Origin of the sequence: Sphingomonas sp. Leaf242 (assembly GCF_001422045.1) — a bacterium.
GTDB lineage: Bacteria > Pseudomonadota > Alphaproteobacteria > Sphingomonadales > Sphingomonadaceae > Sphingomonas.
In genome coordinates this window covers 442,669-467,498 of sequence record NZ_LMLW01000008.1, presented here as the reverse complement: position 1 = coordinate 467,498, position 24,830 = coordinate 442,669, and the positions used below count along the sequence as shown (strand labels likewise).

Below are 24,830 nucleotides of genomic sequence, written 5' to 3'. Positions count from 1 at the left end.
GGATTATTCAGCCGCGGCAGGCATTGGCGAGACGTGGATCGCGCCCGCGACGGCCCGGCGCAGCGCGACGGTCATGCGGCCGATCCGGCAGGCGATCGGGCCCTGGCCGAGAGTCGCGCGGTGCAGGACCTCGACATCGACACCCTCGTCGAAGCCCAGTTCGCGCAACCGACGTGCTTCTGGCCCGGCGAGTCGCGCCCATTCGATCGCGGCGACAATCGCATGCTGCTTGCGAGGCAGCGTTTCGAGGCTGACGGAACGATCGGGGCGAGTGTCCATGATGCGACTGATTATCAGTAACGCCGGTCGAAGGAAAGCCCAAAGCCGATCAACTGACCGATAACGCTCCGTCATCCTGACGAAAGTCAGGATCCAGAGCCACGTAAGTCATCGTCCGCGCCTCTGGATCCTGGGTCGAGCCCAGGATGACGGGATTAACGACCCGCCTCAAGTCGTCGGATAGCGCAGGCGGCCGACGAATCGCGACAGGCTGAAACCGTGCTCGGTACGCTTGAGGAACCCGGCCTTGGCCTTTTCGAACTGCATGATCCCGTTGATCCGCCGACCAAGGAACGCGCGCGTCTCGGCAAGCCCCTCGCTCTCGTCATCGAGAAACACCGTGATCGTCGACGCATACACGCCGAGCAGGATCGTCCGCTTGGTGTAGTAATTATAGTCCGTCGCAACATCGCCAGCGGCACGCCAGATCGTGTCGACCGTCCGCCAGCCGAGCCGTGTCGTCTTCGCCAGATTCTGCGGAAGCGCGAGGATCGCCAGCGCACGCCGCAACGATTCGCGGTCGATCGACGTCGCGTCCAACCGCGCCTCGACCAGCGCGGTGATCTTCTCGCGGATTTTCATGAGCGCCAACCGCTCGGGCGGCACCGCGGCGAGCATGACGCTATCGATATGCGCGAACCACGCGTCGATCATGTCGACCGGCCCGTCCTTGAACGCGAGCGCGGCAATGTCGGTGTCGATCCCTTCCGCGTCCGCAGCCATGTCGCGCGCGGCGTCACTCCAGCCGTCGAACGCCGCGTTGGCAGCGATGCCGGGCGCCAGCAGGGCGCGGATTTCATCGAGCGTAAGGTCCTGGGTCATACCGTCTCCTGCCGTTCAAAATCAGGCGTATCAAGCGCGTCTTCAAGGGGGAGCGCGATCGGGGGCGGCCCTCGGCGGACGAGCACCAGCGCGACCGCCACCATCACGACGCCGACCAGATCCGCCGCGCCCAGTCGTTCGCCGTACACCAGCCAGCCGACCACGCCAGCGACCACCGGCTGGATCAGCAGCGCGATCCCGATCACCAGCGGGGTGAACCGCCCGAGCGCATAGATCATCAGGCCTTGCCCGAGCACTTGGCTGCACAGGGCGAGCCCGATCAGCGGCCCCCAATGCGTCGGCACTATGCGCTCGCCCATCGCCAGCGCGAACACGAGCAGCGGCACGATCCCCGCGGTCGTCGCCAGCGTCAGCGCGGACAGCGGCGCCAGCGTCGCCCGCACCTGCGCCATCAGGACGAAATAGACGGTGTAGAGCAGCCCCGCGAGCAGGCAGAACAGATCGCCCGCGAGGTTCTTCGCATCGAGCTGATACGACCGCCCGAGCAGCAACGCGCCACCCGCCGCCGCCAACGCGAGCGCGAACCCTTGCGTCCGCGTCGGCCAACTGCGCGCGATCAGGAATCCGTAGATCGGGAAGATCAGCGTCGCGACGTTGCCGAACAGCGTCGCGTTGGCGAGCGTCGTCCGCAGGATCCCGAGATGCCACGTGCCGAGATCGGCCGCGAAGCACACCCCGCCCGCGAGCAGCCCCGCCCACAGTTTCCACCCGAGCCGCATCGGTCTCGCGCCCTGCTGGACCGCGAGCACGACCAGGAACGGTACCGCCAGCGTCAGCCGCCAGAACCCGGCGGCCACCGGCCCGACCTCGGTCGCGCGCACGAACCACGGCCCGAACGCCAGCGCGACGTTCGCCACTACCAGCGCCGCGAAGGCGATAAGTCCCGGCGCGGCAACACTTTCCACAACCGGCGTCAAACCGTGCGGCGTATCGGGCACGCTAGATAATCTTTGCGGGTCGGGGCGATGCATGCCGCCCTGTAGCCTCCTATCTTCCGCCCGTCAGGCCAATAAGGAGCTTCCATGCCTAGCCTTTTCGATCCGATTACCCTTGGTGCCGTCGAAGCGCCGAACCGCATCATCATGGCGCCGCTCACCCGCGGGCGTGCCGACAGGGATGCGGTGCCGACCGACATCATGGTCGAGTATTACACGCAGCGTGCGAGCGCCGGCCTGATCATCTCGGAAGCCACCGGCATCAGCCGCGAAGGCCTTGGCTGGCCGTTCGCGCCTGGCCTGTGGACCGATGCGCAGGTCGCCGCTTGGAAGCCCGTCACAGACTCGGTCCACGCCGCCGGCGGCCGGATCGTCGCACAGCTGTGGCACATGGGTCGCCAGGGCCATTCGTCGGTCTACGAGACGCAGCCCGTGTCGTCGTCGGCAACCGCGACCGAAGGCCAGGCGCACACGTTCGAGGGCAAGCAGGACTTCGAGGTCGCACGGCCGCTCGAGACCAACGAGATCCCGCGCCTGCTGGCCGACTACGAGCTGGCAACGAAGAACGCACTCGCGGCAGGCTTTGACGGCGTGCAGATCCACGCGGCGAATGGCTATCTGATCGACCAGTTCCTGCGCGACAACGCCAATTTCCGCACCGACGAATATGGCGGCGGAATCGAGAACCGCGTCCGCCTGCTCCGCGAAGTCGCCGAGCGCGTCATCTCGGTCGCCGGTGCCGACCGCGTCAGCGTCCGCCTGTCGCCCAACGGCGATTCGCAGGGTGTCGACGACAGCAACCCCGAGGCGCTGTTCACCGCCGCTGCCAAGGCGCTGTCCGATCTCGGCATCGCGTTCCTCGAACTGCGCGAGCCCGGCCCCGACGGCACCTTCGGCAAGACCGATGTGCCAAAGCTCAGCCCGGCGATCCGCAAGGTCTTCAAGGGCGTGCTGATCGTGAACTCGGACTACACGACGGTTGAGGAGGCGCAGGCCGCGCTCGATTCGGGCAATGCCGACGCGATCACCTTCGGTCGCACGTTCATCGCCAACCCCGACCTCCCCGAGCGCCTGCGCACCGGCGCACCGCTCGCGAAGGACGATGCGAAGACGTGGTATAGTCAGGGTCCCGAGGGATACATCGACTACCCTGCGCTCGAGACCGCGAACGCGTAAGCGGTGAAGGCGGATCGACGTCCAACGTTGATTCGCAAGGATCGCCCAAACCACTCCGTCACCCCGGGCCTGTTCCGGGGGCTACGGTTCCGCACGATCGATCCTCTCGATTTTGCGGAACAGTGGATGCCGGAACAAGCCCGGCATGACGGAGGCCAGTTGCCGCGAAATGCTACGCTCGGCCTAGTCACCCGCCCCGCGTTCGCCTAGCAGCGCGCCTCTGCGTCGTACGGCGCACCGGTGACGACAGGATGTGTAATGAGCGACGGCTGGCCGAGCGGCGGCAGGGGAACGGGGCCGCTCATGCCCGGCACCGCCGACCGGGCCGCAAAGCGCGCGGAGGAGCGTGCCAACGGCCGCGAGCAGCGCGCGAAGGAGCGGCTTGCCGCGTCCGAACAGCGATCCGAATCGCGTGCCGCACAACGCGATCTCCAGTCCCAGGAACGCGAACGCGCCCGCGAGACGCGCCGGATCGAGGAGGATCAGCGGATCAAGGCGCGGCTCGATGCGCCGCCGACCAACGATGTCGAGGCGTTGAAGATTTCCAAACGCCGCCGCTCGGGCGCGCTCGCGCGCAGCGGCGCGGAATCGAAGACCGACCGCGACACGCGTAGCTACAAGACCATCGTCGACACCGCGCGGATTCGCACGCTCGCCGATCGCGGCGCGTCGGTGGCGGGGCTTGCCGGCGCGTTCGGCATCACGATCGAAGAGGTCGAGGCGGCTTTGCTGGAAACGGCCCCGCAGGACTAGGAGTCAGGTGGCGGTACGATCCCCGGCCAGCCATGCCTTCGCCTCGTCGATATCGAGGAACGTCCGGCAATTCTCGGCCTTCAGATAGCGTTCGGTCTGGAGCTTGGCCAAATGCGACGCGACCACCGCAGCGATCGGTGCCGACGTCACCTTGAGCGCCTTGGGCATCATCGCCTCCAGCGCATCGACGACTTTCAACGGCTGGATCGCCGCCTTGCGCAGGTCGGCCAGCACGACGAACCGACCATGATACAGCCGCGCCGCCGTACCGCGCGCGAGCAGCTCGGCGGAGAACGCCGCAGTGGTCGCGACCGACCAGAACCCTTCGGTGACGATGGTGAGCGTCTTGCTCGGAACGTCGAAGGTGATCGTGTACATGCTCATCGTCGATAGCGCTCGTAGCTTAACGATATGTTATCTTTCACTTTAGTTGGTACCCGGAAGATCGACGTGGATCCGCCGGAAGCGCGCTTCGACCAGGCTGTAGGCGCCGAACAGCGCCAGCCCGACCCCGGTCAGCGCGAGCAGCCACGTGCCGCCCGGCTGCGATTGGAGCCGCTCCAGCGCCTCCGCCACGCCGCCCGCGTCGCTCGCATGCGCAGTCCAGGCGGCGAGCGCGAACAGCCCCGCGACGATCAGGAACACCAGTGCGCGGGCGCCGTACCCGATCCGGCCCATCGTGCAGACATAGCCCGGTGCGGGGGCGTCGCCGCGCAGGTCGTGGATGAAGTCGCCGCGCCACGCCTTCTGCGCCTGCTGGAACGCCGCGACGAGGATCCCGACCGCGACCGCGCCGACCAGAACGCGCCCGGCGGGCTGGTCGAGCAGCAACGCGGTCCAGTCGCGCGCGCTCTCGTCGCCGGGCGAGACGGCGGCGTCGCGTGATCCGGTCCTCATCGCGAGCTTCGCGGCGGTCCAGGCGAGGATCAGGTGCGCGATCCCGCTGACGACATGACCGATCCGCTTGAGGCTGCCCTTGACGTCGCTGCCGATCTGCTCGGGATTGGCCGCCGCCTCGGTCAGCCGCCAGATCGCGTAGCCGAGCAGGCCGGCGGCGACGATCGCGAGCAGCACCGGGCCGAACGCCTCGTCCGCGATCGACCCGATCGCGCCCTGGTTGTCGGCGATCCTGCCACCGCGAAGGGCCGCGTCGACCGCGAACCAGCCGACCAGCACGTACACCACGCCACGCGCGGCAAAGCCGAGCTTGGCGAGCAATGTCGCATTCGCATCCGAGATCATGACAGCCCCTTTGTTACGGGGGCATAACGGCGCGGGGCGCGCGACGTTCCGGCGTTGGGTGAGGGCAGGGCCGTCGTCTTCATCGTGGGAAGGGTGAGATTATGTGATAGGTGTGCCGGGCGTGAGATCATCGCGCCGTGCACCGTCGAGCGTCTTCTCGGTCCGGGCCTTCGCAGCAGCGTCCGCCGCCTTCTCCGCCGCCGTCCGCCCGAACAGGATGCGGTTCTGATCCGCCTTCGACGAGGCCGCCTCGCGAGCCCGCTGCTTTCGAACGAGGCGCAGATTGACTACGTCACCCACGCCCTGTTCTCCGCGCCCGCCAGTCGGCGGCGCTCTGGCCCCAATCGTCCACCGGCAGCGCTTCGAGCGGCGGGGGGAGTTTCGTTCGGCCGCGATTGGTCGACCCGAGCCGCTGCGCGAGCGCGATCGACTCCACGTTGTCGGGTGCGATGGTGTGGATGATGTCAGTCCAGCCGAGCACATCCACCGCATAGTCGATCGTCGCCGCCGCAGCCTCGCGCGCGAACCCGCGACCGGCGAACTGCGATGCGAGTCCCCAGCCGATCTCCGTACCCGGCCAGTCTTCGGGCTGCCACGGACCGACGCGGCCGATCCATTCGCCGGTATCGCGCAGCGTCACCGCGAACATCGAGAAGCCGCGAATGCTCCACGCGCCCGCCATCGCGCACAGACCACGCCAGGCGACGCTGCGCGACTGCGCGCCGCCAAGATGACGCATCGTGACGGGATCGGCGTGGAACGCATACCAGGCTTCGGCATCCTCCGGTCCCAAGGGCCGGAGCAACAGGCGCTCCGTCAGGAGCACCGGCGCGGTCATGCGATGAAGCGGTCCTTGAGCGCGAGCATCGCCAGCGCGGCCTTGGCCGCGCCGCCGCCCTTGTCGCCTTCGGTCGGCTTTGCTCTCGTGAGCGCCTGCGCCTCGTTCTCGGTGGTCAGGATGCCGTTGCCGATCGGCAGGCCGTCCATCGTCAACTGCATGATCCCGCGTGCGCTCTCGCCCGCGACGATCTCGAAATGATAAGTCTCGCCGCGGATCACCACGCCCAATGCGACATAGGCGTCGAACGTCTCACTCTCGGCCGCCAGCGCAATCGCGCCGGGGACTTCGAGCGCGCCGGGCACGGTGATGGTCTCGTGGGTGTGGCCGGCGGCTTCGATCGCGGCCTTCGCGCCCTCGACCAGCAGGTCGTTGAGGTGATCGTAGAACCGGGCTTCGACGATGAGGAGATGCGCCATCAGTTGCTCTTTTCCGTGTTCAGGGACGCGATCGGGCGCTCGCCGACGATCGACAGGCCGTAGCCGTCGAGGCCGACCAGCGTGTGATGCGTGTTGGTGATCAGCACCATGTCGTGGACGCCGAGCTCGGTCAGGATCATCGCGCCGACGCCGTAGTCGCGCAGTTCCTCCATGTCCGGGGTAATCTCCGCGCCCGCCTTCTTCATCACTGCGGAGGTGAAGGTGTTGCTGCGGGGCCGGTTGATGACGACGATCACGCCCGCGCCCTCGTCCGCGATCATCTGCATCGAGCGCGCGAGTATACGGCCGCGTTCGCCCGATTCGCCGAAGATGTCCGCGAACGGCGACAGTGCGTGCATGCGGACCAGCGTCGGCTTGGCGGGGTCGATCTTGCCCTTGACCAGCGCGACCTGCTCGGTGCCGGTCGCCTTGTTCCAGAACGTCAGCGCGCTCCAGTCGCCGCCCCATTCGGAGGTGAACTTCGCCTCGGCGCGCTTCTCGACGAGATGGTCGTGGCGTCGGCGATACGCGATCAGGTCGCGGATCGTGCCGATCTTGACGTTGTGGAACTGCGCGAAGGTGACAAGATCGTCCATCCGCGCCATCGTGCCGTCCTCGTTCATGATCTCGCAGATCACGCCCGAGGGGTTGAGCCCGGCCAGCCGTGCGACGTCGACCGCCGCCTCGGTATGGCCGGCGCGGATCAGCACGCCGCCGTCGCGTGCGACCAGCGGGAAGACATGGCCGGGGGTGACGATGTCCGGCTTGCCCTTGGTCGCATCGACCGCGACCGCGATGGTCCGCGCGCGATCCGCGGCCGAGATGCCGGTGGTGACGCCTTCCAGCGCCTCGATCGACACGGTGAACGCGGTCTCGTGCCGGGTGCCGTTGTTGCGGCTCATCAGTTCGAGACCGAGTTCCTCGGTGCGATCCCTGGTCAGCGCGAGGCAGATCAGGCCGCGGCCGAACTTTGCCATGAAGTTGATCTTTTCCGGCGTCGCCATCTGCGCGGGGATGACGAGGTCTCCCTCGTTCTCGCGATCCTCGTCGTCGACCAGGATAAACATCCGGCCGTTGCGCGCCTCGTCGATGATCTCTTCGGGGCTCGACAGATAGCCGTGCTTCAGGCGCGACAGTTCAGCGGTGCGGTCAGCGGGCAGCGGCACGGTAATGCTCCATTCTTTGGAGGTAGCGGGCGAGGACGTCGATCTCGATGTTGACCGATTGTTCCACGTGGATCGTTCCAAGCGTGGTGACGCTCCAGGTATGCGGGATGATGTTGAGGCCGAACTCCACCTCCCTTTGACCATCGACACCATCGATGTCGCGGACGCTGTTGACGGTAAGCGACACGCCGTCGACCGTCACCGAACCCTTGGGGGCGATGAACGGCGCGATATCGGCGCCGGCGCGGATCGTGACGCGGTGCGATCCGCCGTCCTCGCTCACAGCCACGACGGTGCCGAGGCCATCGACATGGCCCGTGACGATATGCCCGCCGAGTTCGTCGCCGAGCTTCATCGCGCGTTCGAGGTTGAACTGGCGCCCTTCGGTCCACTGGTCCTTGGCGGTGCGGCTGATCGTCTCGCCCGAGACGTCGACCGCGAACCAATTCGGGCCCTTGTCGACGACGGTCAGGCAGACGCCCGAGCACGAGATCGACGCGCCGAGATCGACGGTCTCGGTATCGTAGGCGGTACGGACGACGATGCGCGTGTCGCCGGGCGACTCCACGCGCGCGACCGTGCCGATGTCGGTGATGATTCCGGTGAACATTATGCCTCGTTTCGTTCGCGCTCGTAGACCTCGAGCCGGTCCATGCCAAGTTGCCGCGCATCCACTAGCGTCCAGCGAGCATGCGCTGCGCTCAGGTTGGTAAGGCCGATGTCGCGGAGTGCGTGTTTGCCGCCGCCAATCAGGATCGGCGCGTGGTAGAGTAGGAGACGGTCGACCAGATCGGCGGCGAGGAACGCCGACGCTACGGCCGCGCCGCCTTCGACGAGGATGTGGTCGACGCGTGGGAGCATAGCGATGTCGTGCGGTGCGGCGATGACGGTCCAGCCGGGCACGTCTCGAACAGTCGAGGATAAAAGCACGCGCATCGGTCCGCGAGCTTCCAGCCCCGGTAGCCGCACGTCGAGTCGCGGAGCGTCAGCGTCATACGTACCGCGGCCAACGAGAATCGCCTCGTGCCGACTCCGCTCGAGATGCGCGTGCATCCGCGCCTGCGGACCAGTGATCCAGCGACTCGACCCGTCCGCCATCGCGATGCAGCCGTCGAGCGATGTCGCGAGCTTCAGGGTGACGTGCGGACGGCCGAGAGCCTGCCGGGTGAGAAAGCCGGCCATCGAACGGCGGGCCTCGTTCGCACGAACACCCCGCGTCACCGCAATGCCAGCGGCCTCCAGCCGGGTAAAACCCTGGCCTGCCGTTCGTGCGTCGGGGTCTCCGACGGCGACGACGACACGCGCAACGTCCGCCTCGATCATCAAGTCGCTGCACGCTGGTCCCCGCGGAGACTGGTGCGCGCACGGTTCGAGTGTGACGTAAGCCGTAGCCCCTCGCGCTTCCGCACCAGCCTCGGCCAGCGCCATCGCCTCGGCATGCGGACGTCCGCCAACCTGCGTCCAGCCGCGCCCGACCACGCGGCCTTCGCGCACGATCACGCAACCGACATTGGGGTTGGGCGCGGTCCGTCCTCTGCCGCGCTCGGCTAGTGCCAGCGCGGCGCCCATCAAGCGCGCGTCCGCCTGGGTCAGATTCCCATGGCCTTCAGCTTGTCGTCCAGCCGCTTGAACGACGCGCGCTGTGCATCTTCGCGCGCCTTTTGCTCGGCGAGCGCCTTGGCCTTGATCGGCGCGTCGATCTTCTGCTGCGCGATGATCTGCGCATCGGTGCGATCCGCGGGCCATTGCTCGACGTAGATGATCTTCGGACGGTATTCCTTCTCGACGTACGAATCCTTCATGAACGCGTAGATCAGGAAGCTGGTGACGCAGAGCGCCGCCACGAGAAAGATGAGCTCGTACGGCCGGCGCTGGCTGAGGAAGAGCCGCAGGTCGCGATAGGCGACGATCGGCGCGAAACGACTGAAAAAGCCCATGAGCGCCAAGATAGGGGGGCGGAGCCGGCTAGGCCAGCCCCGCGCCTCGCAAGCTTCAGTTCTGGAGCACGAACGTCAGCGCCATCGATCGCCACGCCTCGACCGGAACGCCGTCGCGTGTCGCCGGCTTGAACCGCCATTTCGCCAGTGCGCGGTCGAGCGTTGCCCGGTAGAACGCGTCGGTGGTCGCGCTGACCCGCTCGACCTGCTTTACGCGACCGTCGATGCCGACCAGCACGCGCACCACGACCCGGCCCTCGCGTTCGGCGCGGCGTTCCTCGGATGGATAGCGCGGCTGGAAATCAGCGGCATAGCGCGGGTCGATGCCGGGCTGGACGAACAGCGGCGGCAGTTTCGGCGGATCGACCGCGACGGTGCCGGTGCCCGTGCCTTCGACTCCGATCGGCGGCGTGTAGGGGAGCGGATCGGGGGCGACCGTGAAGCCGGTCTACGTCTGCGTCGGTACCTGCGGGATCGGTGCGTCGGGACGCGGGGCCGGCCGCGGTTGCTGGCGGATCAGCGGATCTGCGGGCGGGGTCGGCTCGGGCGGCGGCGGCGGGGTGTACGGCACATAGGTGACGAGTGTCTTGTCGGGCACGAACGGCAGCACGTTAGGCGCTGCGAAGAACAAGGCTCCGATCACCGCGCAGTTGATCGCCAGCGCGACGCCGAGGCTCCCGGGATTGAATTCGCCCGTCCGGTTCAGTCTATCCGCGTACATTACCGTCTCCTTCGCATCTCCTCGAGGATGGCGGCGAGATAGGTACCGCCGGTTGGGATGGTACATCATTACATTTTGGTGGCAAGGGGTTTGGAGGAGGGGTGGGGAATGTGGTGGCGCTATTGCATCGGCATTCGCTCGGTGCCGGCTGCGGTCGCGATTTGACTGATCGTCGGAATGGTTCGGCGCACCAACCCGACCGGTTAGGCAGCATGCCCCCCAGCGCCGCCACCCCGGCGGAGGCCGGGGCCCAGTTGGGGGACATTGCTAACTGAAGCCGGCGCTACGTTACTGCGGCCTTTCCAACTGGGCCCCGGCCTTCGCCGGGGTGGCGGTGTTGGGAAAGGTGGTGCTTTTTGCGAGCGCGGGCAAAGTGACCGCCGGCAAATTATAGTCCGTCGCAACCAATACCGCCGCAGCCCGCCCTTCCGTGTTCTCCCGCGAAGGCGGGAGCCCAGACTGGACTCCCGCCTTCGCGGGAGAACATGCTTTTTTGGGGCAACCTGCGGGGACGCCAGTTCAGCGCGTCGCGAGTCGTTCCAGCGCCCGCTCCCGCCCGATCAGCGGCAGCAACGCCGCCATATCCGGCCCATGATCGCGCCCGGTCAACGCACGGCGCAACGGCAGGAACAAAGCCTTCCCCTTACGCCCCGTCTCCGCCTTCAACCGAGCCGTCAGCGCGTGCCAAGGATCGCCCGACCAGTCGATTTCCCCAGCCGCCACCAGCGCCTGATCGAGATACGCCGCATCGACGTCGCCCTCGACCGCAACCGGCCCCTCGATCACACCCCACCAGTCCGCCGCATCCGCCAGCGTCACCAGGTTCGGCCGCACCGCCTCCCACGCCGCGACGTCCATGCCCTCCGGCAACCGCTCGGCCACTGCCTCGAACGGCAGCGCATGCAAAATCCGCGCATTCAACGCCGCCAGCTCCGCCTCGTCGAACCGCGCCGGCGCCCGCCCGAAGCGCGCAAAGTCGAACCCCGCTATCAACGGCGCGGCATCGGCGATGGGTTCGACCGGGTCGCTCGTCCCGATTCGCGCGAGCAGCGCACGCACCGCCTGCGGCTCGATCCCGACCTCGCGGAAATGATCGACGCCGAGCGAGCCGAGCCGCTTCGACAGCTTGCCCTCCGCGCCGGTCAGCAACGCCTCGTGCGCAAACCGCGGCGGGGCCACGCCGAGCGCGGCGAACATCTGCAACTGGAGCGCGGTGTTCGACACGTGATCCTCGCCGCGCACCACGTGCGTCACGCCCATCTCGGCATCGTCGATCGCCGACGGCAGCATATACAGCCAGGACCCGTCCGCGCGCCGGATGACCGGATCGCTCATCGTCTTCGCCTCGAAATGCGCCGCGCCGCGGATCAGGTCGTCCCACGCGATCGCCGAGTCGTGATCGAGCTTGAACCGCCAATGCGGGCGCACGCCGTCCGCTTCGAGCTTCGCCCGCGCGTCGTCGTCCAACGCCAGCGCCCCGCGATCATAGATCGGCGGCAACCCGCGCCCGGCCTGGATCTTCCGCTTCAGATCGAGTTCCTGCGTCGTCTCGTACGCAGGATACACGTGCCCGCTCGCGACCAGCGCCGCGAACCGCGCCTCGTACAAAGCGAACCGCGCCGACTGCCGCTCCTCCGCGTCGGGCGTTATGCCGAGCCAGTCGAGATCGGCGCGGATCGCGTCGACGAACCGCTCTTCGCTGCGTTCGGGATCGGTATCGTCGATCCGCAGCACGAACTTGCCGCCGTTGGCCCGCGCGAACATCCAGTTGTGGAGCGCGGTGCGGATATTGCCGACATGCAGCCGGCCGGTGGGCGAGGGGGCGAAACGGGTGATCACGGTCATCTCGCCGCTCTAGTGGGAGTGCGTCGTCGGGCAAACCCTTCCACCACACGATTCGTACGCCTAAGGGGTGCGCGTGATCGAGCGGGGAAGACTTTCATGAAACTGATGACCGGCAATTCGAACCTGCCACTCGCGCAGGAGATCGCCGCCTATCTCGAAACCCCGCTGACCGATGTCAGCGTGCGGCGCTTCGCGGACGAGGAGGTCTTCGTCGAGATCAACGAGAACGTCCGCGGCGAGGACGTGTTCGTGATCCAGTCGACCGGCTACCCCGCCAACGACAATCTCATGGAACTGCTGATCATGATCGACGCGCTCAAGCGGGCGTCGGCGCGGCGCATCACCGCGGTGATCCCGTACATGGGCTATGCGCGACAGGACCGAAAGCCCGGCCCGCGCACGCCGATCTCGGCCAAGCTCGTCGCCAACCTGATCACCGTCGCTGGCGCCAACCGCGTGCTGTCGGTCGACCTGCATGCAGGCCAGATCCAGGGCTTCTTCGATATCCCGACCGACAATCTTTACGCGGCGCCGGTGATGTCGGCGGATATCCTCGCGCGGTTCAAGGGCAAGAATTTGATGGTCGTGTCGCCGGACGTCGGCGGCGTCGTCCGTGCGCGCGTGCTCGCCAAGCGGCTCGACAACGCGCCGCTCGCGATCGTCGACAAGCGCCGCGAGCGCGCCGGCGAGTCCGAGGTGATGAACATCATCGGCGAGGTCGAGGGACGCTTCTGTATCCTGGTCGACGATATCGTCGATTCGGCCGGTACCCTCTGCAACGCGGCGGCGGCGCTCAAGGAAGCGGGCGCGGAGGACGTGGTCGCCTATGTCACGCACGGCGTGCTGTCGGGCGGCGCGGTCGCCCGCGTCGAGGGTTCGGAACTGCGTGAACTCGTGATCACCGACTCGATCGGCAACCACGACGTGATCAAGGGCGCGCACGGCAAGATCCGCCACCTCCAGATCGCGCCGTTGCTCGGCGAAGCGATCAAGCGGATTGCAGACGAGACGTCAGTGTCGAGCCTGTTTGACTGACGGGCGCAGGCGCGGCCACGCCCGCGCCGATGCCCGCAATAGCGGGCAGCGCCCGGCACGGCCGGCGGTCGGCTAAGCCGAACCGTCCGACGACGGCTTTGCCGACGGCGCGGCAACTGGCACCACCTCTGCCTCCGTCATCCTGACGAAAGCCAGGACCCAGGGTTACGAACGATGACGCCTGTGGCTCTGGGTCCTGACTTTCGTCAGGATGACGGAAGGGGTTCGTGGTCGCCGTCACGCCGTCTCACAGCGCCAGATACGAAAAGACCCGCGGCACTCGGCGTGCCGCGGGTCTTTTCACGATACCAATCCGAAGAGCCGATCAGCCCTCGTAATCGGCACCCAAATTCTGGTTCCGCGGCGGCGCGGCGGCAGTCAGGCGAAGCGCCTCGGCCGATGCCGACAGGCTGCCGACGGCATCGACCTCATCGTCGTCGTCGACGCGAACCTTCTGCAGGCCCTGGATGACCTGTTCCTTGAGATGCGCCGGCTTGACGTTCTCGTCGGCGATCTCGCGCAGTGCGACGACCGGGTTCTTGTCGCGGTCGCGCTCGAGCGTCAGTTCGGCGCCGCCCGAAATCTGGCGCGCACGCTGGGCCGCGAACAACACCAGGTCGAACCGGTTGGGGATCTTGTCGACACAATCCTCGACGGTAACGCGCGCCATGCGGCTTCCTTCGTAACAACGATAGAATGAGAACGTGTCGCCTAGGGGGTATGGCCCGCATAGTCAAGAAATCCACCGCGGGTTGCCACCGGCCGGCCTCGTGTCCATCACGCGGCGCATGGACGAACCCGCCGAACAACCCAGCTTCACCGTCGATAGCAACCGGCTGACGCTGCTCGACACCGGCCCCCGGCGGCTCGATGCGGTGCTCGCGCTGATCGACGGCGCTAAGCGGACGCTGCGCATACTCTATTACATCTACGCCGACGATGACTCCGGCAAGCGCGTCAACGCCGCGCTGATCGCGGCCGCCCATCGGGGCGTCGAGGTATCCCTGATCGTCGACGGGTTCGGCAGTGACGATGCGCCGCACGCGTTCTTCGAACCGCTCGAGGCAGCCAACGTGTCGGTGTGCCGGTTCTCCGCGCGGTTCGGCCGGCGTTACTTGTTGCGGAATCACCAGAAGCTCGCGCTCGCGGACGAGTCGAGGATCATCATCGGCGGCTTCAACATCGAGGACGATTATTTCGGTACCGCGGCCGAGCAGGCGTGGCGCGATCTCGGCTTGCTGGTCGAGGGACCCGCGGCGGGCCGGCTCGCGGGCTATTTCGATGCGTTGCAGGCGTGGATCCACGAGCCCAAGGGCAAGTTGCGACACCTGACCGCGGCGCTGGCGAAGTGGAGCGAGGTGCAAGGGCCGACACGCTGGCTGATCGGTGGCCCGACGCGCAAACTGTCGCCGTGGGCGCGCGCGGTGCGCGACGACATGCGGCGCGGCCGGCGGATCGACGTCATCGCGGGCTATTTCACGCCGAGCCCCGCGTTGTTGCGACGGCTCGATCATGCCGGGCGTCGCAATGCCGGGGTCCGCGTCGTCACCGCGAGCAAATCGGACAACAACGCGACGATCGCCGCGGCGCGGTTCACCTATGCCGGGCTGTTGCGCAAGGGCGTGCGGCTGTTCGAATATCAGCCGACCAAGCTGCATACCAAGCTCTACGTGATCGACGACGTCGTCCATATCGGCTCGGCGAACTTCGACATGCGCAGCCTTTTCATCAACATGGAGCTGATGCTGCGGATCGAGGACGCGGCGTTCGCCGGCCATGTCCGGCGCTATGTCGACGGCGAGGTCGCGAAGTCGGTCGAGGTGACCGCGGCGCTGTACAAGGCGAACACCGGCTGGGTGCAGCGCCTGAAACAGCTCGGCGCGTATTTTCTCGTTGCTGTAGTGGACCCGAGCCTGTCGCGCGGGCTGAACTTCGGGATCGACGAGTAGGGGGAATCGGCGGCCAAAGACATCGGCCCCCCTCCGTCATCCTGACGAAAGTCAGGATCCAGGGTCGAGAACGCCGTCCTGTTTGGCTCTGGGTCCTGACTTTCGTCAGGATGACGGAGGGGGGTTGGACGAGCTTTCCGTTTACGGGACTAGGACCATTTCAGCGCCGCCGGCAAAGCCGCCGTCGGACGGGTTCGGCTAGTTCTAGCCGACCCGCCGTCCGGGCCTGACGCTGCGCCTACGCTTCACTTGCGCATCGGCGCGGGCGTGGCCGCGTCTGCGTCAGGCCTTCCACGCCCAGTACAGCTGCGCGGGCGGCACGTTCCACCACTCCATGTCGTGGTCGATCGACTCGAAATGCGGCGTCAGGAAGTCCTTCACCTTGGGCGAGAACTGATAGACCAGGAACGCGCCACCGATGCGCAGGACCGAATGCGTCGCCGCAGCGATCGCCGGGCCGATGCCAGCCGGCAGCGTCGAGAACGGCAGACCGGACAGCACGTAATCCGCCTTCTCGAAGCCGTGGTCGGCCACGATCGTCTCGACCGCGTCCGCCGAGCCCAGCACCGCGACAAACCGGGGATCGGTGATCGTGTGCCGCAGATACTGGATGAATTCCGGATTGGTATCGATCACGATCAGCGTCGCATCGGGCGCCATCCGGTCGAGGATCGGCCGGCAGAACGTACCGACGCCCGGGCCGTATTCGACGAACAGCTTGCAGTTCGCCCAGTCGACCGGCCCCAGCATTTTCCGAATCAGCTTGTCCGACGACGGCACGATCGAGCCGACCATGACGGGGTGCTTCAGGAACCCCGAAAAGAACATCTGCCACGGGGACGGCACGCCCGCAGGGCGGCTGCGCGCACGCCGGGTGGCGGTGGTCGAACTGGGCATCGCATTCCTTACGGTCAGGGGTCCCGCACGCTGGCGAGGCTTTGGCCCTCCCGTCGCACGAATTCCGAACGCGTTTCAAGGCCGCGGGTTGCATCGGGCGACGAACCGAAGGCGAAGTCGTGCCGCGCCAGGCGGTTCCGCCCGCCCTCCGGCGACCCCAACCCCTACCTTGCCCCTAGCCTTGCCAAGCGTACCGCAGCGCTTAAGCACGGATCATGAACGACGATCGTACAGGCCAGATTGCGGTTATTTTCACGTCGATCCGTAACGGCGCAGACGTCGCCGGCTATGGCGAGGCGGCGGCGACGATGGACGCGCTGGCCGCAGCACAGCCCGGCTATCGCGGTGTCGACAGCGCACGCGAAGCGGACGGCAGGGGCATCACGGTCAGCTATTGGGCCGACGACGCCGCGGCGATCGCCTGGCGCGACCATCCCGAGCACACCGCGATTCGCGAGCGCGGGCGGTCACTCTGGTACGACCACTATTCGGTGACCGTGACGCGGGTCGAACGCGCCTATGCCTGGACGCGGTCATGATCGAAGCCTCGACGGACGGCCCGAAGATCGACCGCCGCTTCGCGCTGATGTTCCTCGTGATGCTGACGATCGCGGCGGGCAACACCGCGTTGCAATCGGTGCTGCCCGCGCTCGGGCGGTCTCTTGGAGTCGCGGATAGCGCGGTGGCAGCGGCGTTCTCGGTATCGGCGTTGCTGTGGGTGATCGCCGCGCCGTTCTGGGCGAACCGGTCGGATCGGCACGGCCGGCGCGCGATGATCCTGCTCGGCGTCGGCGGGTTCAGCGTATCGCTGACGCTGTGCGGCGTGTTCCTGCTCGCGGGGATCAACGCGTGGATCGGTGGCACGACCGCGTTCCTGTGCTTCATCGGCGGGCGGCTGATCTACGGTACGTTCGGCGCCGCCGCTCCGCCCGCGGTGCAGGCGCTCGTCGCCGGCGAGACGACGCGCGAGGAACGGACCAAGGCGCTGACCTTGCTCGCCTCGGCGTTCGGGCTCGGCACCATCCTGGGACCCGCGATCGCGCCGTATCTGATCCTCGGCTCGATCGGCGGAGTCGAGATCGGCCTCGCCGGCCCCGCGTTCCTGTTCGCGGTGTTCGGCGTGGCGGTGTGGATCACGGTGCGGCGGATGCTGCCCGACGACAAGATCGTCGCGCCGCACGAGACGCACGGCGCGAGTTCGGCCTATCCCTCGATCGGCGGTGCGCCAACCGGCGCCTCGGTCGCCGCTGCCACCGGATCGCATGTCGAGCATGTCGGCTATACCGACCCCCGCATCCGCGCGTGGATGATCGCCGGGCTGGTTATGGGCCACGCGCAGGCGATGACGGGCCAGGCGATCGGCTTCCTCGTGATCGACCGCCTCCACCTCGCCCCCGCGCTCGCGCTCGAGCCGACCGGCATCGTCCTGATGATGGGCGCAGGCGCGGCGCTGCTTGCGCAATGGGGCATTATCCCGCGCTTGAACATGACACCGCGCCAGCTCGTGCTCACCGGACTGGTACTGGCTGCGGCCGGCACCGCGCTGACCGGGATCGCAACCTCGCTCTACACGATCGCGACCGCCTACGCGCTGGCGAGCCTCGGCTTCGGCTTCACGCGCCCGGGCTTCACTGCCGGCTCGTCATTGGCGGTAGGCGCGAACGCCCAAGGCTCGGTCGCCGGCAAGGTGACGTCGATCAACGGCGCGAGCTTCGTGCTGGGCCCCTCGATCGGCGTCGGCCTGTACGAGGCGCAACACTCGCTACCCTATCTCGTCGCTGGCGCAGCGTGCGTGGTGATGATCGGCTACGCGTACGTCGCGCTGCGCGATGTCGGATAGCGTCGATTTTAGGGCCGGTGCTAGGATCGGATAGGCCAAGACCCCACGTGCGGCGCTCACTTGTCCCGAAGCACCCGATACCTTCCAGCCGCTTATGTCCGTTGTTGCCTTTCGGGCACGCCAAGAAACAGCCCAAGCGCCGGCATTCGTTCAGTATCTCCCAGGCCACACATTCTAATTTTGCGCATTGCACCTATTCTGACAAAAGATGCACTGAGCGGTGAGACACGGGCATTGCGTGGGGTGCGGCGCTATTGGAACAACTGGCCAGCGAGTGCTTACGGCGCCACTGACCGGGCCTCCCCGGTGCCGATCCAGCCGCGGATTGGCCGCCCTTCCCCGGAGGCATACTCGACCAGCATGGCGCCGCCTGTGTGACGTAGTATGCCCACGAGGTCGCCCTGCACGACATAGCGCGGGCTAGGCTTTGCGGTCGGAGCAGCGCGGAAACGCGCGCGCGGCACCGTCACCTGCGCGAGGCCGATCCACGGCGATGTCAAAGTGCGCGTCCCGGACATCGGCTCGCCTTGCGGCACCGAACACCCGCCGACCCGGTTCACCTGGGGCAAGCTCAGAGTGAGTTCGTCGTTCCGGAGGCTGAGCGTGCCCGACAGGGGGGGGCTGCCGATGCCATGAGCCGTCACCGCTGCATGGCCATCGGGGCGGAGCGTGCCTGCAAAGGTGAACGAGCACCGACGCCCCGGCCCCGTTCCCTGCTCCTCCAAATAGCGACCGATGACCCGGTTGCCTTGGACTGCGACGTCGAACATCTCGAACTGGCCACCGATCGGGCCAGCCGCGCTCGCGCTAGCCGGCAGGGCCGCTAGCATGGCAGCAGTGAGGGCAAAGAGAGCTTTCATTTTCCCGCTTTCAATCTGTTATAGATCCGGCGCAGACCGCTGTCATAGCCTTGCTGAGCGCCGCCATTATACTTGACGCCATGCCGCCCTTCATCAGGTTCACGAAATCGTCCACTTTCGGGTAGCCGCAGTCCTTGTGGTTCTCGCCAAGCACTTGGAACGCACCAAAGGAGGTCGATTTCAAAGCTGCGTCGTGGTCCAGCGTCATTGCCGTCTCTAGCGCTCGCCAGGAGGTGGGCTGGTTGCAGTTGTTGACCACCCACTTTGCCCGCCATCCGGCGCGGGTAAAGGGGTAGCTGAGCGTGGGATGACTCCGGTCGTAGATGCGATGGGTATATTTCCTGAATTTATGCCCTTCGAATGCTATGATTATGCGTCCGTCCGTTCCAAAACCAGAACGCCCCCCTGCTTCTTTCTCGGCAAACGCCCTGACCAGCAGGGGATCGATTTTTGAACTGATCCGCCGCGCCGCGTTGGCGCAGTCCGCGTCGGTAAGTGTGGTGCCACCGCCGGCAGGCTGGCCTGCCGTGGATCGTGCGCCCTTAATCCGGACGCGGGTCGCGCGCCTCGCCTGCTCACGGCCGTCGCGGCGCCAACTCTCTAGGCTGGCCTCCAGGCTGTGCCAGACATTGTTGGCCCAATGACCCAGCGCGTCCAGCCAGGATTGTTCGGGGACGGCCGCCGCCGCCCGCGAGACCGAACCGCAGGCGAGGCTGCGTAGCATGCGCCCCTGCGGGTCGACGCGGCCATCGGGCCGGGGGTAGCTCAGCACCATCGCTTGGTAACGCTTGATCGCGGCCACCGTACTATGGCCGGAAACGCCGTCCTCTTTCAGCGTGGCCCCGCGGCCAGCGCGGTTGAGCAGGTGCTGCACGACAATCACATCCCGCCTCACCTTCAGCCCGGCGAGACCGACCGAACCCGTTATGAGTGGTGTTGCCACCGCCGCCTCCTCTATCCCACCTGTACGTCCGATCGTAGCGCAAACCCGCGGCCCACGTTCCCGGCACGCGCGAGGAATCCGAGGATAGGACAGCTATTGTCGCATTGTCAGCGTGGTCTCGCGCAGGTTCGCAATGCTTGTTACGAGCCTCCTGGCCACCCCGGTCTTAGCGGCATAGGCCTCGGCGAAACTCTGAGCATAGTCGATAAGCTGCGCAATCAAGCTGTATTGCTGGTCGAACGGTACCATGAACCGTGCCTTACAAGTGGCCCTGCAATCTAAACAATCGTTGATCGTAGTCAGTCATTGCTGATGCAGGATAATGGCTCGAAACCGGCCATGCCGCTTTCCTTCCCGTAGTTACTGGCCCGTCGCTTGCCCGGCCGGCTTCGGCACGGCAGCCTGCGATCCCGCGCTCTCGTCGGTCACCGTCGATGTCTCGGTGACCGCCGAGGGCATCACCACCGGTGCAGGCTGCGGTTGCCCGGCCTGGCCGATCAGCGCCGCGTTCTCGATCACGTCGAGGGCATGCCGCGCCTGGACGTAGCGGCCTGCGGCTTCCATCCAGTTGCTCGCCTGATTCGCGCCCGGCAGCCGTGCGACTTCCGCGCGGGCCGCCTCGACTTGGCCCGCTTCGAGCAGGCGCCGGACGCGGGCGAGCCGATCGGCGGGCATCGTCGACGGCGTGCCGGCCTTGCGCAGCACGACCAGCGAATCGACCTGATGCTGGATCGTGTCGAGCCAGCCATCACCGGTCGTCGACGTAATGTCCGGCGCGATCGTATCGAGCCCCTGGCGCAGATCCTCGAGCGTCACCGGCTGGCGCGCCGCCTGGATCAGCGTGGTCGTCGCGCGCGGTTGCGCCTGACCGAACCGCAACCGCAGCTGTTCCTCGAGATAGCCGAGCGTCACGCCGCGATCGAGCGCACGCCGCGCGGCGAACGCGACCAGCAGGCCCTCCGCGCGCGTCGCCTGACCGGCGGCGGCAGAGGCATCGGTGGCGATCGTCGCGGTGCGCGTCTCCAGCGCGGTCAACTGCGCCGCCAGCGTCGCCTCGCGCGTCGCGAGCACGGCGGTATCGATCGGGGCTGGGGCCTGCGGCTCGCCGTTCGGGCCGAGCGGCTGCGACGGAATATACCCCGAACTGCCCGCCGCCGCCTTCTGCGCGGCTGTGGTCGATCCGGCGGTGGTCACGTGCCCACCGAACCACGGCAGCCGCTTGGCGGCATAGCCCATCAGGCTCAGCCCCGCGACAAACGCGAGGCCGACAAGGGCAAGGATCACACCCATTTTGGGTCCGCGTGCCCGTGGGCGATCGGTCGGCACGTAGTCGCTCATGGCGTGCTTATCCCCGCCGCGCGCGCGCTGGTCAATCGCGCGCGTGTTCGCGTGCGCAGCAGCGAGCGTGACGACCGCCGAATCGGTCGGTTGCGGGGCGATCTCCACGTCTTGCCAACCGTGCCCCGCCGCGTCGCCGACCGCCTGGCTGATGGCGACGAGCGCGATTTCTTGGCGAGCCGTACCCGCCGCATCGACCAGCTCGGCCAGCCGTTCCGCGGCGCGCACCGAATGGACTAGGATGATCGCATCCTCGAACGATCGCGCAACCTCGGGGCCGAGCGGCACGGTGTCGCTCGCATAGACGGTAATCGCCTCGACGCCGTCGCCGGTCTCGCGCCGGTCGCGTCCGGCGAGGTGGAGCAGCCGCGCAAAGCCGCGGTCGCGCGCGTCCGCCACCACCGCCCGCGCATCGTCGGAACCCGTAACCGCGACTGCGAACCCCGCCTTCGCCGCCGCCGCCGCGGTCGCGGCACCGACCGCGACGACCGGCAACCGCTTGAACGCATCGAGCCCCGCGCCGCCATGCCGCACCGCGTTTGCGCTGGTCAGCAACAGCCCGTCGAACCCGGCAGGATCGGGCGGCGTCCAGTCCACCGGCACGACCCCGAACAACGGAACCTGCCGCACCTCCAGCCCAAGCGCGCGCAAGGATGTCGCGGTGCGCGTGTTGCCGGGTTCCGGCCGCAGCACCACGACGGGTTTCATGCGGCGAACAACCGCCGGACGCTGGCCGGCGCGCGCGCGAGCAGATCCTCCGCGAGCGCCGTCCCGAGATCGTCGTCGATCGTCCCCTCGATCGATCCGTCGACATCGCACGCGCCGTCCTCGGCGATCAGCTCGGCGCGCAACGTCAGCGTCTCGCCCGCCAGCGACGCGAGCGCCGCGACCGGCGAATGACAATCCGCCCCCAGCCGCGCCAGCAGCGCACGCTCGGTCAGCACGCAGAGGCTCGTATCACGGTGGTCGATCGCCGCGACGATCTCGCCCGCCGCGCTCCCAGAAAGCACCTCAACGCCGACCGCACCCTGGGCGGGCGCCGGCAGCATCACATCGGTCGGGATCGCATGGCCGTCGTCGCGCCCGAGCCGGTCGAGCCCCGCGGCCGCCAGCAACGTCGCATCCATCTCGCCGCTCGCGACCCGGCCGAGCCGCGTATCGACATTGCCGCGGATCAGCACGATCTCCAGATCGGGCCGCAGTCGCAGCATCTGCGCGCGCCGCCGCGGCGAACTCGTCCCGACCACCGCGCCCTGCCGCAGATCGGCGAGCGTTTCCGCGCCGATCAGCCGGTCGCGTACATCGGCACGTGGCAGCATCGCCGCGATCCTCAACGTCGCGGGGCGGATCGTCTCGACGTCCTTCATCGAATGCACCGCGCCGTCAATGTCGCCGTCATGGAGCGCGCGATCGAGTTCCTTGGTCCACAGCGCCTTGCCGCCGATCTCGGCGAGCGCACGATCCTGCACACGGTCGCCGGTGGTGCGGATCACGACGATCTCGACCATGTCGGGCGACCAGCCATGCGCCGCGCACAGTGCTTCGCGCACCATGCCCGCCTGGGTGAGCGCCAGCGGCGAACCGCGCGTACCGAGCCGAAAACGATTCATCACCGCGCCATGCAGAAACCGCGCGGCTTCGACAAGCTTGGCGCGGCGCGATAGGGGTAGTTGATGATCATCCTCGGCATCGAATCCTCCTGCGACGAAACCGCCGCCGCGCTCGTCACCGGCGACCGTCAGGTCCTCGCGCACCGGCTGCTCGGCCAGGAAGCCGCGCACGCCCCGTTCGGCGGCGTCGTCCCCGAAATTGCCGCGCGCGCGCATGTCGAGGCGCTCGAGCCGCTCATCGTCGCAGCCCTCGCCGACGCGGGGCTCAAGCTGGTCGACGTCGATGCGATCGCCGCGACCGCCGGGCCGGGGCTGATCGGCGGCGTCATGGTCGGGCTCGTCACCGGCAAGGCGCTCGCCCACGCGGCCGGCAAGCCCCTGATCGCGGTCAACCATCTCGAAGGCCACGCGCTTTCGCCGCGGCTGTCCGACCCGGATCTCGAATTTCCGTACCTGCTGCTGCTGGTATCAGGCGGCCATTGCCAGCTGCTGCTGGTCGAGGGCGTCGGCGCGTATCGGCGGTTGGCGACGACGATCGACGATGCGGCAGGCGAAGCGTTCGACAAGACCGCCAAGCTGCTCGGTCTCGGCTTCCCCGGCGGCCCCGCGGTCGAACGCGCCGCCGCGCTCGGCAACCCGAAGGCGGTCCCGCTGCCACGCCCGCTCAAAGGCTCGCCCGAACCGCATTTTTCGTTCGCCGGCCTGAAGAGCGCGGTCGCGCGCGTCGTTGGCCAATATTCGCCCGAGGACCTTGCCGCCTCGTTCCAGGCCGCGGTCGTCGACTGCCTGATCGATCGCACGACCAAGGCACTCCGCACCGCGCACGGCGCCACCGCGCTCGTCGTCGCGGGTGGGGTCGCCGCGAACACCGCGGTTCGTGGCGCGTTGCAGACGCTCGCCAGCGCCCACGGCCTGCGCTTCGTCGCGCCGCCGCTCTGGCTCTGCACCGACAACGCCGCGATGATCGGCTGGGCGGGCGCAGAGCGCTTCGCCGCCGGGCTCACCGACCCGCTCGACGTCGCCGCCCGCCCACGCTGGCCGCTCGATCCCAACGCCGAAGCGGTGCGTGGCGCAGGAGTGAAGGCATGAAAATCGGCGTCATCGGCGGGGGTGCCTGGGGCACCGCGCTCGCGCAGGTCGCAGCGCATGAAGGTCGCGACGTCGTCCTCTGGGCACGCGAAAGCGCGGTGGTCGAGTCGATCAACGCGCATCACGAGAATACGCTGTTCCTCGCGGGTGTCGCGCTCTCCCCGACGATCCGCGCGACCGAAGACCTCGCCGCGCTCGCCGACATGGACGTGATCCTCGTCGTTGCGCCTGCACAGCACGTGGGCAGCGTCCTCGCCGCCGCCCCGATCGGCCGCATCCCGCTCGTCCTCTGCGCCAAGGGTATCGAGGCGGGCAGCAAGCGCCTCGTCGGCGAAGTCGCGCGCGCCGTTCACCCGAACGCACCGATCGCCGTCCTCTCCGGCCCCACCTTCGCGCATGAAGTCGCCGCCGGCTTGCCCACCGCCGTCACGCTGGCATGCGAGGATGCCGACCTCGGCGAACGTCTCGCCGCGCGGTTGGCGGCGCGTCATTTCCGCACCTACGCCTCGACCGACGTCGCCGGCGCGGAGATCGGCGGCGCGGTAAAGAATGTCCTCGCGATCGGCTGCGGCGTCGTCGAGGGGGCCGGGCTCGGCCAGAACGCGCGCGCCGCACTGATCGCACGTGGGTTCGCCGAGATGACCCGCTTCGGCCTCGCCCGCGGCGCCCGCGCGGAAACGCTCGCGGGGCTGTCGGGGCTGGGCGACCTCGTCCTCACCTGCTCCTCGACCAGCTCCCGCAATTTCTCGCTAGGCGTCGGTCTCGGGAGAGGCGACTCCGCCGCAACGCTGCTCGCCGATCGCCGCACCGTCGCGGAAGGCGCCTTCACCGCCCCCGTCCTCCGCGACGCCGCGCGAGACGCCGGGGTCGACATGCCGATCACCGAAGCCGTCTGCCGCCTCTTGGAAGGCGCCCCGGTAAGCGACGTCATCGGCGACCTCCTCGCGCGGCCACTGAAGGGCGAGGCGGGCTAAACTCCCGTTACCGCGCTCGACCGCGCTTTCACTACCACCCCGGCGAAGGCCGGGGCTCAATTGGCAAGGTCGATGTAACGCAGGGCTGCCCGCTGTTACCTCGGTCGCCCAATTGGGCCCCGGCCTCCGCCGGGGTGGTAT

At 67.6% G+C, this 24,830-nt stretch carries 30 protein-coding genes; 8 read left to right on the top strand and 22 right to left on the bottom strand.

What is annotated here, in order from left to right:
* Positions 1 to 3: 3 nt before the first annotated feature.
* The 3 genes from ASF09_RS10095 to ASF09_RS10085 all read right to left on the bottom strand — a co-directional run bounded on the left by ASF09_RS10095 (position 4) and on the right by ASF09_RS10085 (position 2,060).
* A complete protein-coding gene (locus ASF09_RS10095; RefSeq protein WP_060526089.1) occupies positions 4 to 279 on the bottom strand; it encodes a FeoA family protein in 276 nt (91 codons plus the stop codon).
* Between the two features lie 168 nt (positions 280 to 447).
* Entirely contained in the window at positions 448 to 1,101 is a 654-nt protein-coding gene (locus ASF09_RS10090; protein ID WP_060526088.1) for a COQ9 family protein, read from the bottom strand.
* Positions 1,098 to 2,060, bottom strand: coding sequence for a DMT family transporter (locus ASF09_RS10085; protein ID WP_235529782.1), 963 nt, complete (start codon positions 2,058 to 2,060; stop codon positions 1,098 to 1,100). Before ASF09_RS10085 ends, ASF09_RS10090 begins: the two co-directional genes overlap by 4 nt.
* An 84-nt stretch (positions 2,061 to 2,144) precedes the next feature.
* On the opposite strand from ASF09_RS10085, the gene ASF09_RS10080 reads away from it, so the two are divergent.
* Both ASF09_RS10080 and ASF09_RS10075 read left to right on the top strand, forming a co-directional pair.
* Positions 2,145 to 3,233, top strand: coding sequence for an alkene reductase (locus ASF09_RS10080; protein ID WP_060526087.1), 1,089 nt, complete (start codon positions 2,145 to 2,147; stop codon positions 3,231 to 3,233).
* A gap of 258 nt (positions 3,234 to 3,491) precedes the next feature.
* Positions 3,492 to 3,986, top strand: coding sequence for a hypothetical protein (locus tag ASF09_RS10075; protein ID WP_060526086.1), 495 nt, complete (start codon positions 3,492 to 3,494; stop codon positions 3,984 to 3,986).
* A 3-nt stretch (positions 3,987 to 3,989) separates the two neighbouring features.
* Here ASF09_RS10075 and ASF09_RS10070 read toward each other — a convergent pair whose 3' ends face one another.
* The 12 genes from ASF09_RS10070 to gltX all read right to left on the bottom strand — a co-directional run bounded on the left by ASF09_RS10070 (position 3,990) and on the right by gltX (position 12,154).
* On the bottom strand, positions 3,990 to 4,370 hold the full coding sequence (locus ASF09_RS10070; RefSeq protein WP_162237247.1) for a hypothetical protein: 381 nt from the start codon (positions 4,368 to 4,370) through the stop codon (positions 3,990 to 3,992).
* Positions 4,371 to 4,412: 42 nt separating this feature from the next.
* Entirely contained in the window at positions 4,413 to 5,228 is an 816-nt protein-coding gene (locus tag ASF09_RS10065) for a DUF1206 domain-containing protein (protein ID WP_060526085.1), read from the bottom strand.
* A gap of 99 nt (positions 5,229 to 5,327) precedes the next feature.
* Entirely contained in the window at positions 5,328 to 5,528 is a 201-nt protein-coding gene (locus ASF09_RS10060) for a DUF4169 family protein (protein ID WP_060526084.1), read from the bottom strand.
* Complete coding sequence (locus ASF09_RS10055; RefSeq protein WP_060526083.1) at positions 5,521 to 6,066, bottom strand: GNAT family N-acetyltransferase; 546 nt, start codon at positions 6,064 to 6,066, stop codon at positions 5,521 to 5,523. The genes ASF09_RS10060 and ASF09_RS10055 overlap by 8 nt, the downstream gene beginning before the upstream one ends.
* On the bottom strand, positions 6,063 to 6,485 hold the full coding sequence (gene ribH, locus ASF09_RS10050; protein ID WP_060526082.1) for a 6,7-dimethyl-8-ribityllumazine synthase: 423 nt from the start codon (positions 6,483 to 6,485) through the stop codon (positions 6,063 to 6,065). Before ribH ends, ASF09_RS10055 begins: the two co-directional genes overlap by 4 nt.
* Positions 6,485 to 7,651 carry a 3,4-dihydroxy-2-butanone-4-phosphate synthase gene (gene ribB / locus ASF09_RS10045; RefSeq protein WP_082444225.1) on the bottom strand — a complete coding sequence of 389 codons (1,167 nt, stop codon included), beginning with the start codon at positions 7,649 to 7,651 and terminating at the stop codon, positions 6,485 to 6,487. Before ribB ends, ribH begins: the two co-directional genes overlap by 1 nt.
* Entirely contained in the window at positions 7,635 to 8,261 is a 627-nt protein-coding gene (locus ASF09_RS10040; protein WP_060526081.1) for a riboflavin synthase, read from the bottom strand. The genes ribB and ASF09_RS10040 overlap by 17 nt, the downstream gene beginning before the upstream one ends.
* Positions 8,261 to 9,244, bottom strand: coding sequence for a bifunctional diaminohydroxyphosphoribosylaminopyrimidine deaminase/5-amino-6-(5-phosphoribosylamino)uracil reductase RibD (ribD, locus tag ASF09_RS10035; RefSeq protein ID WP_156359327.1), 984 nt, complete (start codon positions 9,242 to 9,244; stop codon positions 8,261 to 8,263). The genes ASF09_RS10040 and ribD overlap by 1 nt, the downstream gene beginning before the upstream one ends.
* Positions 9,241 to 9,588 carry a hypothetical protein gene (locus tag ASF09_RS10030; RefSeq protein ID WP_060526079.1) on the bottom strand — a complete coding sequence of 116 codons (348 nt, stop codon included), beginning with the start codon at positions 9,586 to 9,588 and terminating at the stop codon, positions 9,241 to 9,243. Before ASF09_RS10030 ends, ribD begins: the two co-directional genes overlap by 4 nt.
* A gap of 55 nt (positions 9,589 to 9,643) precedes the next feature.
* A complete protein-coding gene (locus tag ASF09_RS20965; RefSeq protein WP_268795628.1) occupies positions 9,644 to 9,913 on the bottom strand; it encodes a TonB family protein in 270 nt (89 codons plus the stop codon).
* A gap of 123 nt (positions 9,914 to 10,036) precedes the next feature.
* A complete protein-coding gene (locus ASF09_RS20960; protein ID WP_235529780.1) occupies positions 10,037 to 10,309 on the bottom strand; it encodes a hypothetical protein in 273 nt (90 codons plus the stop codon).
* A 519-nt stretch (positions 10,310 to 10,828) separates the two neighbouring features.
* The gene (gene gltX / locus ASF09_RS10020; RefSeq protein ID WP_060526078.1) at positions 10,829 to 12,154 is read right to left on the bottom strand and encodes a glutamate--tRNA ligase; all 1,326 of its coding nucleotides are present in this window, start codon (positions 12,152 to 12,154) and stop codon (positions 10,829 to 10,831) included.
* 96 nt (positions 12,155 to 12,250) lie between these two features.
* Here gltX and ASF09_RS10015 point away from each other — a divergent pair, with 96 nt between their 5' ends.
* Positions 12,251 to 13,189, top strand: a complete 939-nt coding sequence (locus tag ASF09_RS10015) for a ribose-phosphate pyrophosphokinase (protein WP_056053689.1) — start codon at positions 12,251 to 12,253, stop codon at positions 13,187 to 13,189.
* A gap of 325 nt (positions 13,190 to 13,514) precedes the next feature.
* Here ASF09_RS10015 and rpoZ read toward each other — a convergent pair whose 3' ends face one another.
* Positions 13,515 to 13,859: a DNA-directed RNA polymerase subunit omega gene (gene rpoZ, locus ASF09_RS10010; RefSeq protein ID WP_056053686.1), complete on the bottom strand. Its 345-nt coding sequence runs from the start codon at positions 13,857 to 13,859 to the stop codon at positions 13,515 to 13,517.
* Positions 13,860 to 13,977: 118 nt separating this feature from the next.
* Between rpoZ and ASF09_RS10005 the strand changes: the two genes are divergently transcribed.
* The gene (locus ASF09_RS10005) at positions 13,978 to 15,138 is read left to right on the top strand and encodes a phospholipase D-like domain-containing protein (protein ID WP_060526077.1); all 1,161 of its coding nucleotides are present in this window, start codon (positions 13,978 to 13,980) and stop codon (positions 15,136 to 15,138) included.
* Positions 15,139 to 15,420: 282 nt separating this feature from the next.
* Here ASF09_RS10005 and ASF09_RS10000 read toward each other — a convergent pair whose 3' ends face one another.
* Positions 15,421 to 16,035, bottom strand: a complete 615-nt coding sequence (locus tag ASF09_RS10000; RefSeq protein ID WP_056053681.1) for a class I SAM-dependent methyltransferase — start codon at positions 16,033 to 16,035, stop codon at positions 15,421 to 15,423.
* 215 nt (positions 16,036 to 16,250) lie between these two features.
* Here ASF09_RS10000 and ASF09_RS09995 point away from each other — a divergent pair, with 215 nt between their 5' ends.
* The gene (locus tag ASF09_RS09995; protein ID WP_060526076.1) at positions 16,251 to 16,574 is read left to right on the top strand and encodes an antibiotic biosynthesis monooxygenase; all 324 of its coding nucleotides are present in this window, start codon (positions 16,251 to 16,253) and stop codon (positions 16,572 to 16,574) included.
* On the top strand, positions 16,571 to 17,875 hold the full coding sequence (locus ASF09_RS09990) for an MFS transporter (protein WP_060526075.1): 1,305 nt from the start codon (positions 16,571 to 16,573) through the stop codon (positions 17,873 to 17,875). The genes ASF09_RS09995 and ASF09_RS09990 overlap by 4 nt, the downstream gene beginning before the upstream one ends.
* Before the next feature lie 278 nt (positions 17,876 to 18,153).
* Here the strand turns inward: ASF09_RS09990 and ASF09_RS09985 are convergent, their stop codons facing one another.
* From ASF09_RS09985 to hemC, 5 genes are all read right to left on the bottom strand, one after another.
* Complete coding sequence (locus tag ASF09_RS09985) at positions 18,154 to 18,735, bottom strand: hypothetical protein (protein WP_060526074.1); 582 nt, start codon at positions 18,733 to 18,735, stop codon at positions 18,154 to 18,156.
* Positions 18,736 to 18,745: 10 nt separating this feature from the next.
* A complete protein-coding gene (locus ASF09_RS09980; RefSeq protein WP_060526073.1) occupies positions 18,746 to 19,678 on the bottom strand; it encodes an N-acetylmuramidase domain-containing protein in 933 nt (310 codons plus the stop codon).
* Positions 19,679 to 19,771: 93 nt separating this feature from the next.
* Positions 19,772 to 19,927 (bottom strand): hypothetical protein, encoded by a 156-nt coding sequence (locus ASF09_RS20295; protein ID WP_156359307.1) that lies wholly within the window; start codon positions 19,925 to 19,927, stop codon positions 19,772 to 19,774.
* Positions 19,928 to 20,038: 111 nt separating this feature from the next.
* The gene (locus ASF09_RS20955; RefSeq protein ID WP_235529779.1) at positions 20,039 to 21,724 is read right to left on the bottom strand and encodes a uroporphyrinogen-III synthase; all 1,686 of its coding nucleotides are present in this window, start codon (positions 21,722 to 21,724) and stop codon (positions 20,039 to 20,041) included.
* Positions 21,721 to 22,626: a hydroxymethylbilane synthase gene (hemC, locus tag ASF09_RS09970; protein ID WP_060526072.1), complete on the bottom strand. Its 906-nt coding sequence runs from the start codon at positions 22,624 to 22,626 to the stop codon at positions 21,721 to 21,723. The genes ASF09_RS20955 and hemC overlap by 4 nt, the downstream gene beginning before the upstream one ends.
* A gap of 60 nt (positions 22,627 to 22,686) precedes the next feature.
* On the opposite strand from hemC, the gene tsaD reads away from it, so the two are divergent.
* Both tsaD and ASF09_RS09960 read left to right on the top strand, forming a co-directional pair.
* Positions 22,687 to 23,715, top strand: coding sequence for a tRNA (adenosine(37)-N6)-threonylcarbamoyltransferase complex transferase subunit TsaD (gene tsaD, locus ASF09_RS09965; RefSeq protein WP_060526071.1), 1,029 nt, complete (start codon positions 22,687 to 22,689; stop codon positions 23,713 to 23,715).
* Positions 23,712 to 24,689 carry an NAD(P)H-dependent glycerol-3-phosphate dehydrogenase gene (locus ASF09_RS09960; RefSeq protein WP_060526070.1) on the top strand — a complete coding sequence of 326 codons (978 nt, stop codon included), beginning with the start codon at positions 23,712 to 23,714 and terminating at the stop codon, positions 24,687 to 24,689. Before tsaD ends, ASF09_RS09960 begins: the two co-directional genes overlap by 4 nt.
* Positions 24,690 to 24,830: the final 141 nt, after the last annotated feature.

Coding starts and splice junctions, on each gene's coding strand:
- ASF09_RS10080 (WP_060526087.1), top strand. CDS start 2,145: ATGCCTAGCCTTTTCGATCCGATTACCCTTGGTGCCGTCGAAGCGCCG.
- ASF09_RS20955 (WP_235529779.1), bottom strand. CDS start 21,724: ATGAAACCCGTCGTGGTGCTGCGGCCGGAACCCGGCAACACGCGCACC.
- rpoZ (WP_056053686.1), bottom strand. CDS start 13,859: ATGGCGCGCGTTACCGTCGAGGATTGTGTCGACAAGATCCCCAACCGG.
- ASF09_RS10095 (WP_060526089.1), bottom strand. CDS start 279: ATGGACACTCGCCCCGATCGTTCCGTCAGCCTCGAAACGCTGCCTCGC.
- ribH (WP_060526082.1), bottom strand. CDS start 6,485: ATGGCGCATCTCCTCATCGTCGAAGCCCGGTTCTACGATCACCTCAAC.
- ASF09_RS10000 (WP_056053681.1), bottom strand. CDS start 16,035: ATGCCCAGTTCGACCACCGCCACCCGGCGTGCGCGCAGCCGCCCTGCG.
- ASF09_RS10065 (WP_060526085.1), bottom strand. CDS start 5,228: ATGATCTCGGATGCGAATGCGACATTGCTCGCCAAGCTCGGCTTTGCC.
- ASF09_RS10030 (WP_060526079.1), bottom strand. CDS start 9,588: ATGGGCTTTTTCAGTCGTTTCGCGCCGATCGTCGCCTATCGCGACCTG.
- gltX (WP_060526078.1), bottom strand. CDS start 12,154: ATGACCGTGATCACCCGTTTCGCCCCCTCGCCCACCGGCCGGCTGCAT.
- ASF09_RS09990 (WP_060526075.1), top strand. CDS start 16,571: ATGATCGAAGCCTCGACGGACGGCCCGAAGATCGACCGCCGCTTCGCG.
- ASF09_RS20295 (WP_156359307.1), bottom strand. CDS start 19,927: ATGGTACCGTTCGACCAGCAATACAGCTTGATTGCGCAGCTTATCGAC.
- ASF09_RS10040 (WP_060526081.1), bottom strand. CDS start 8,261: ATGTTCACCGGAATCATCACCGACATCGGCACGGTCGCGCGCGTGGAG.
- hemC (WP_060526072.1), bottom strand. CDS start 22,626: ATGAATCGTTTTCGGCTCGGTACGCGCGGTTCGCCGCTGGCGCTCACC.
- ASF09_RS09960 (WP_060526070.1), top strand. CDS start 23,712: ATGAAAATCGGCGTCATCGGCGGGGGTGCCTGGGGCACCGCGCTCGCG.
- ASF09_RS10015 (WP_056053689.1), top strand. CDS start 12,251: ATGAAACTGATGACCGGCAATTCGAACCTGCCACTCGCGCAGGAGATC.
- ASF09_RS09995 (WP_060526076.1), top strand. CDS start 16,251: ATGAACGACGATCGTACAGGCCAGATTGCGGTTATTTTCACGTCGATC.
- ASF09_RS10090 (WP_060526088.1), bottom strand. CDS start 1,101: ATGACCCAGGACCTTACGCTCGATGAAATCCGCGCCCTGCTGGCGCCC.
- ASF09_RS09985 (WP_060526074.1), bottom strand. CDS start 18,735: ATGAAAGCTCTCTTTGCCCTCACTGCTGCCATGCTAGCGGCCCTGCCG.
- ASF09_RS10075 (WP_060526086.1), top strand. CDS start 3,492: ATGAGCGACGGCTGGCCGAGCGGCGGCAGGGGAACGGGGCCGCTCATG.
- ASF09_RS10070 (WP_162237247.1), bottom strand. CDS start 4,370: ATGAGCATGTACACGATCACCTTCGACGTTCCGAGCAAGACGCTCACC.
- ASF09_RS20960 (WP_235529780.1), bottom strand. CDS start 10,309: ATGTACGCGGATAGACTGAACCGGACGGGCGAATTCAATCCCGGGAGC.
- ASF09_RS10055 (WP_060526083.1), bottom strand. CDS start 6,066: ATGACCGCGCCGGTGCTCCTGACGGAGCGCCTGTTGCTCCGGCCCTTG.
- ASF09_RS10005 (WP_060526077.1), top strand. CDS start 13,978: ATGGACGAACCCGCCGAACAACCCAGCTTCACCGTCGATAGCAACCGG.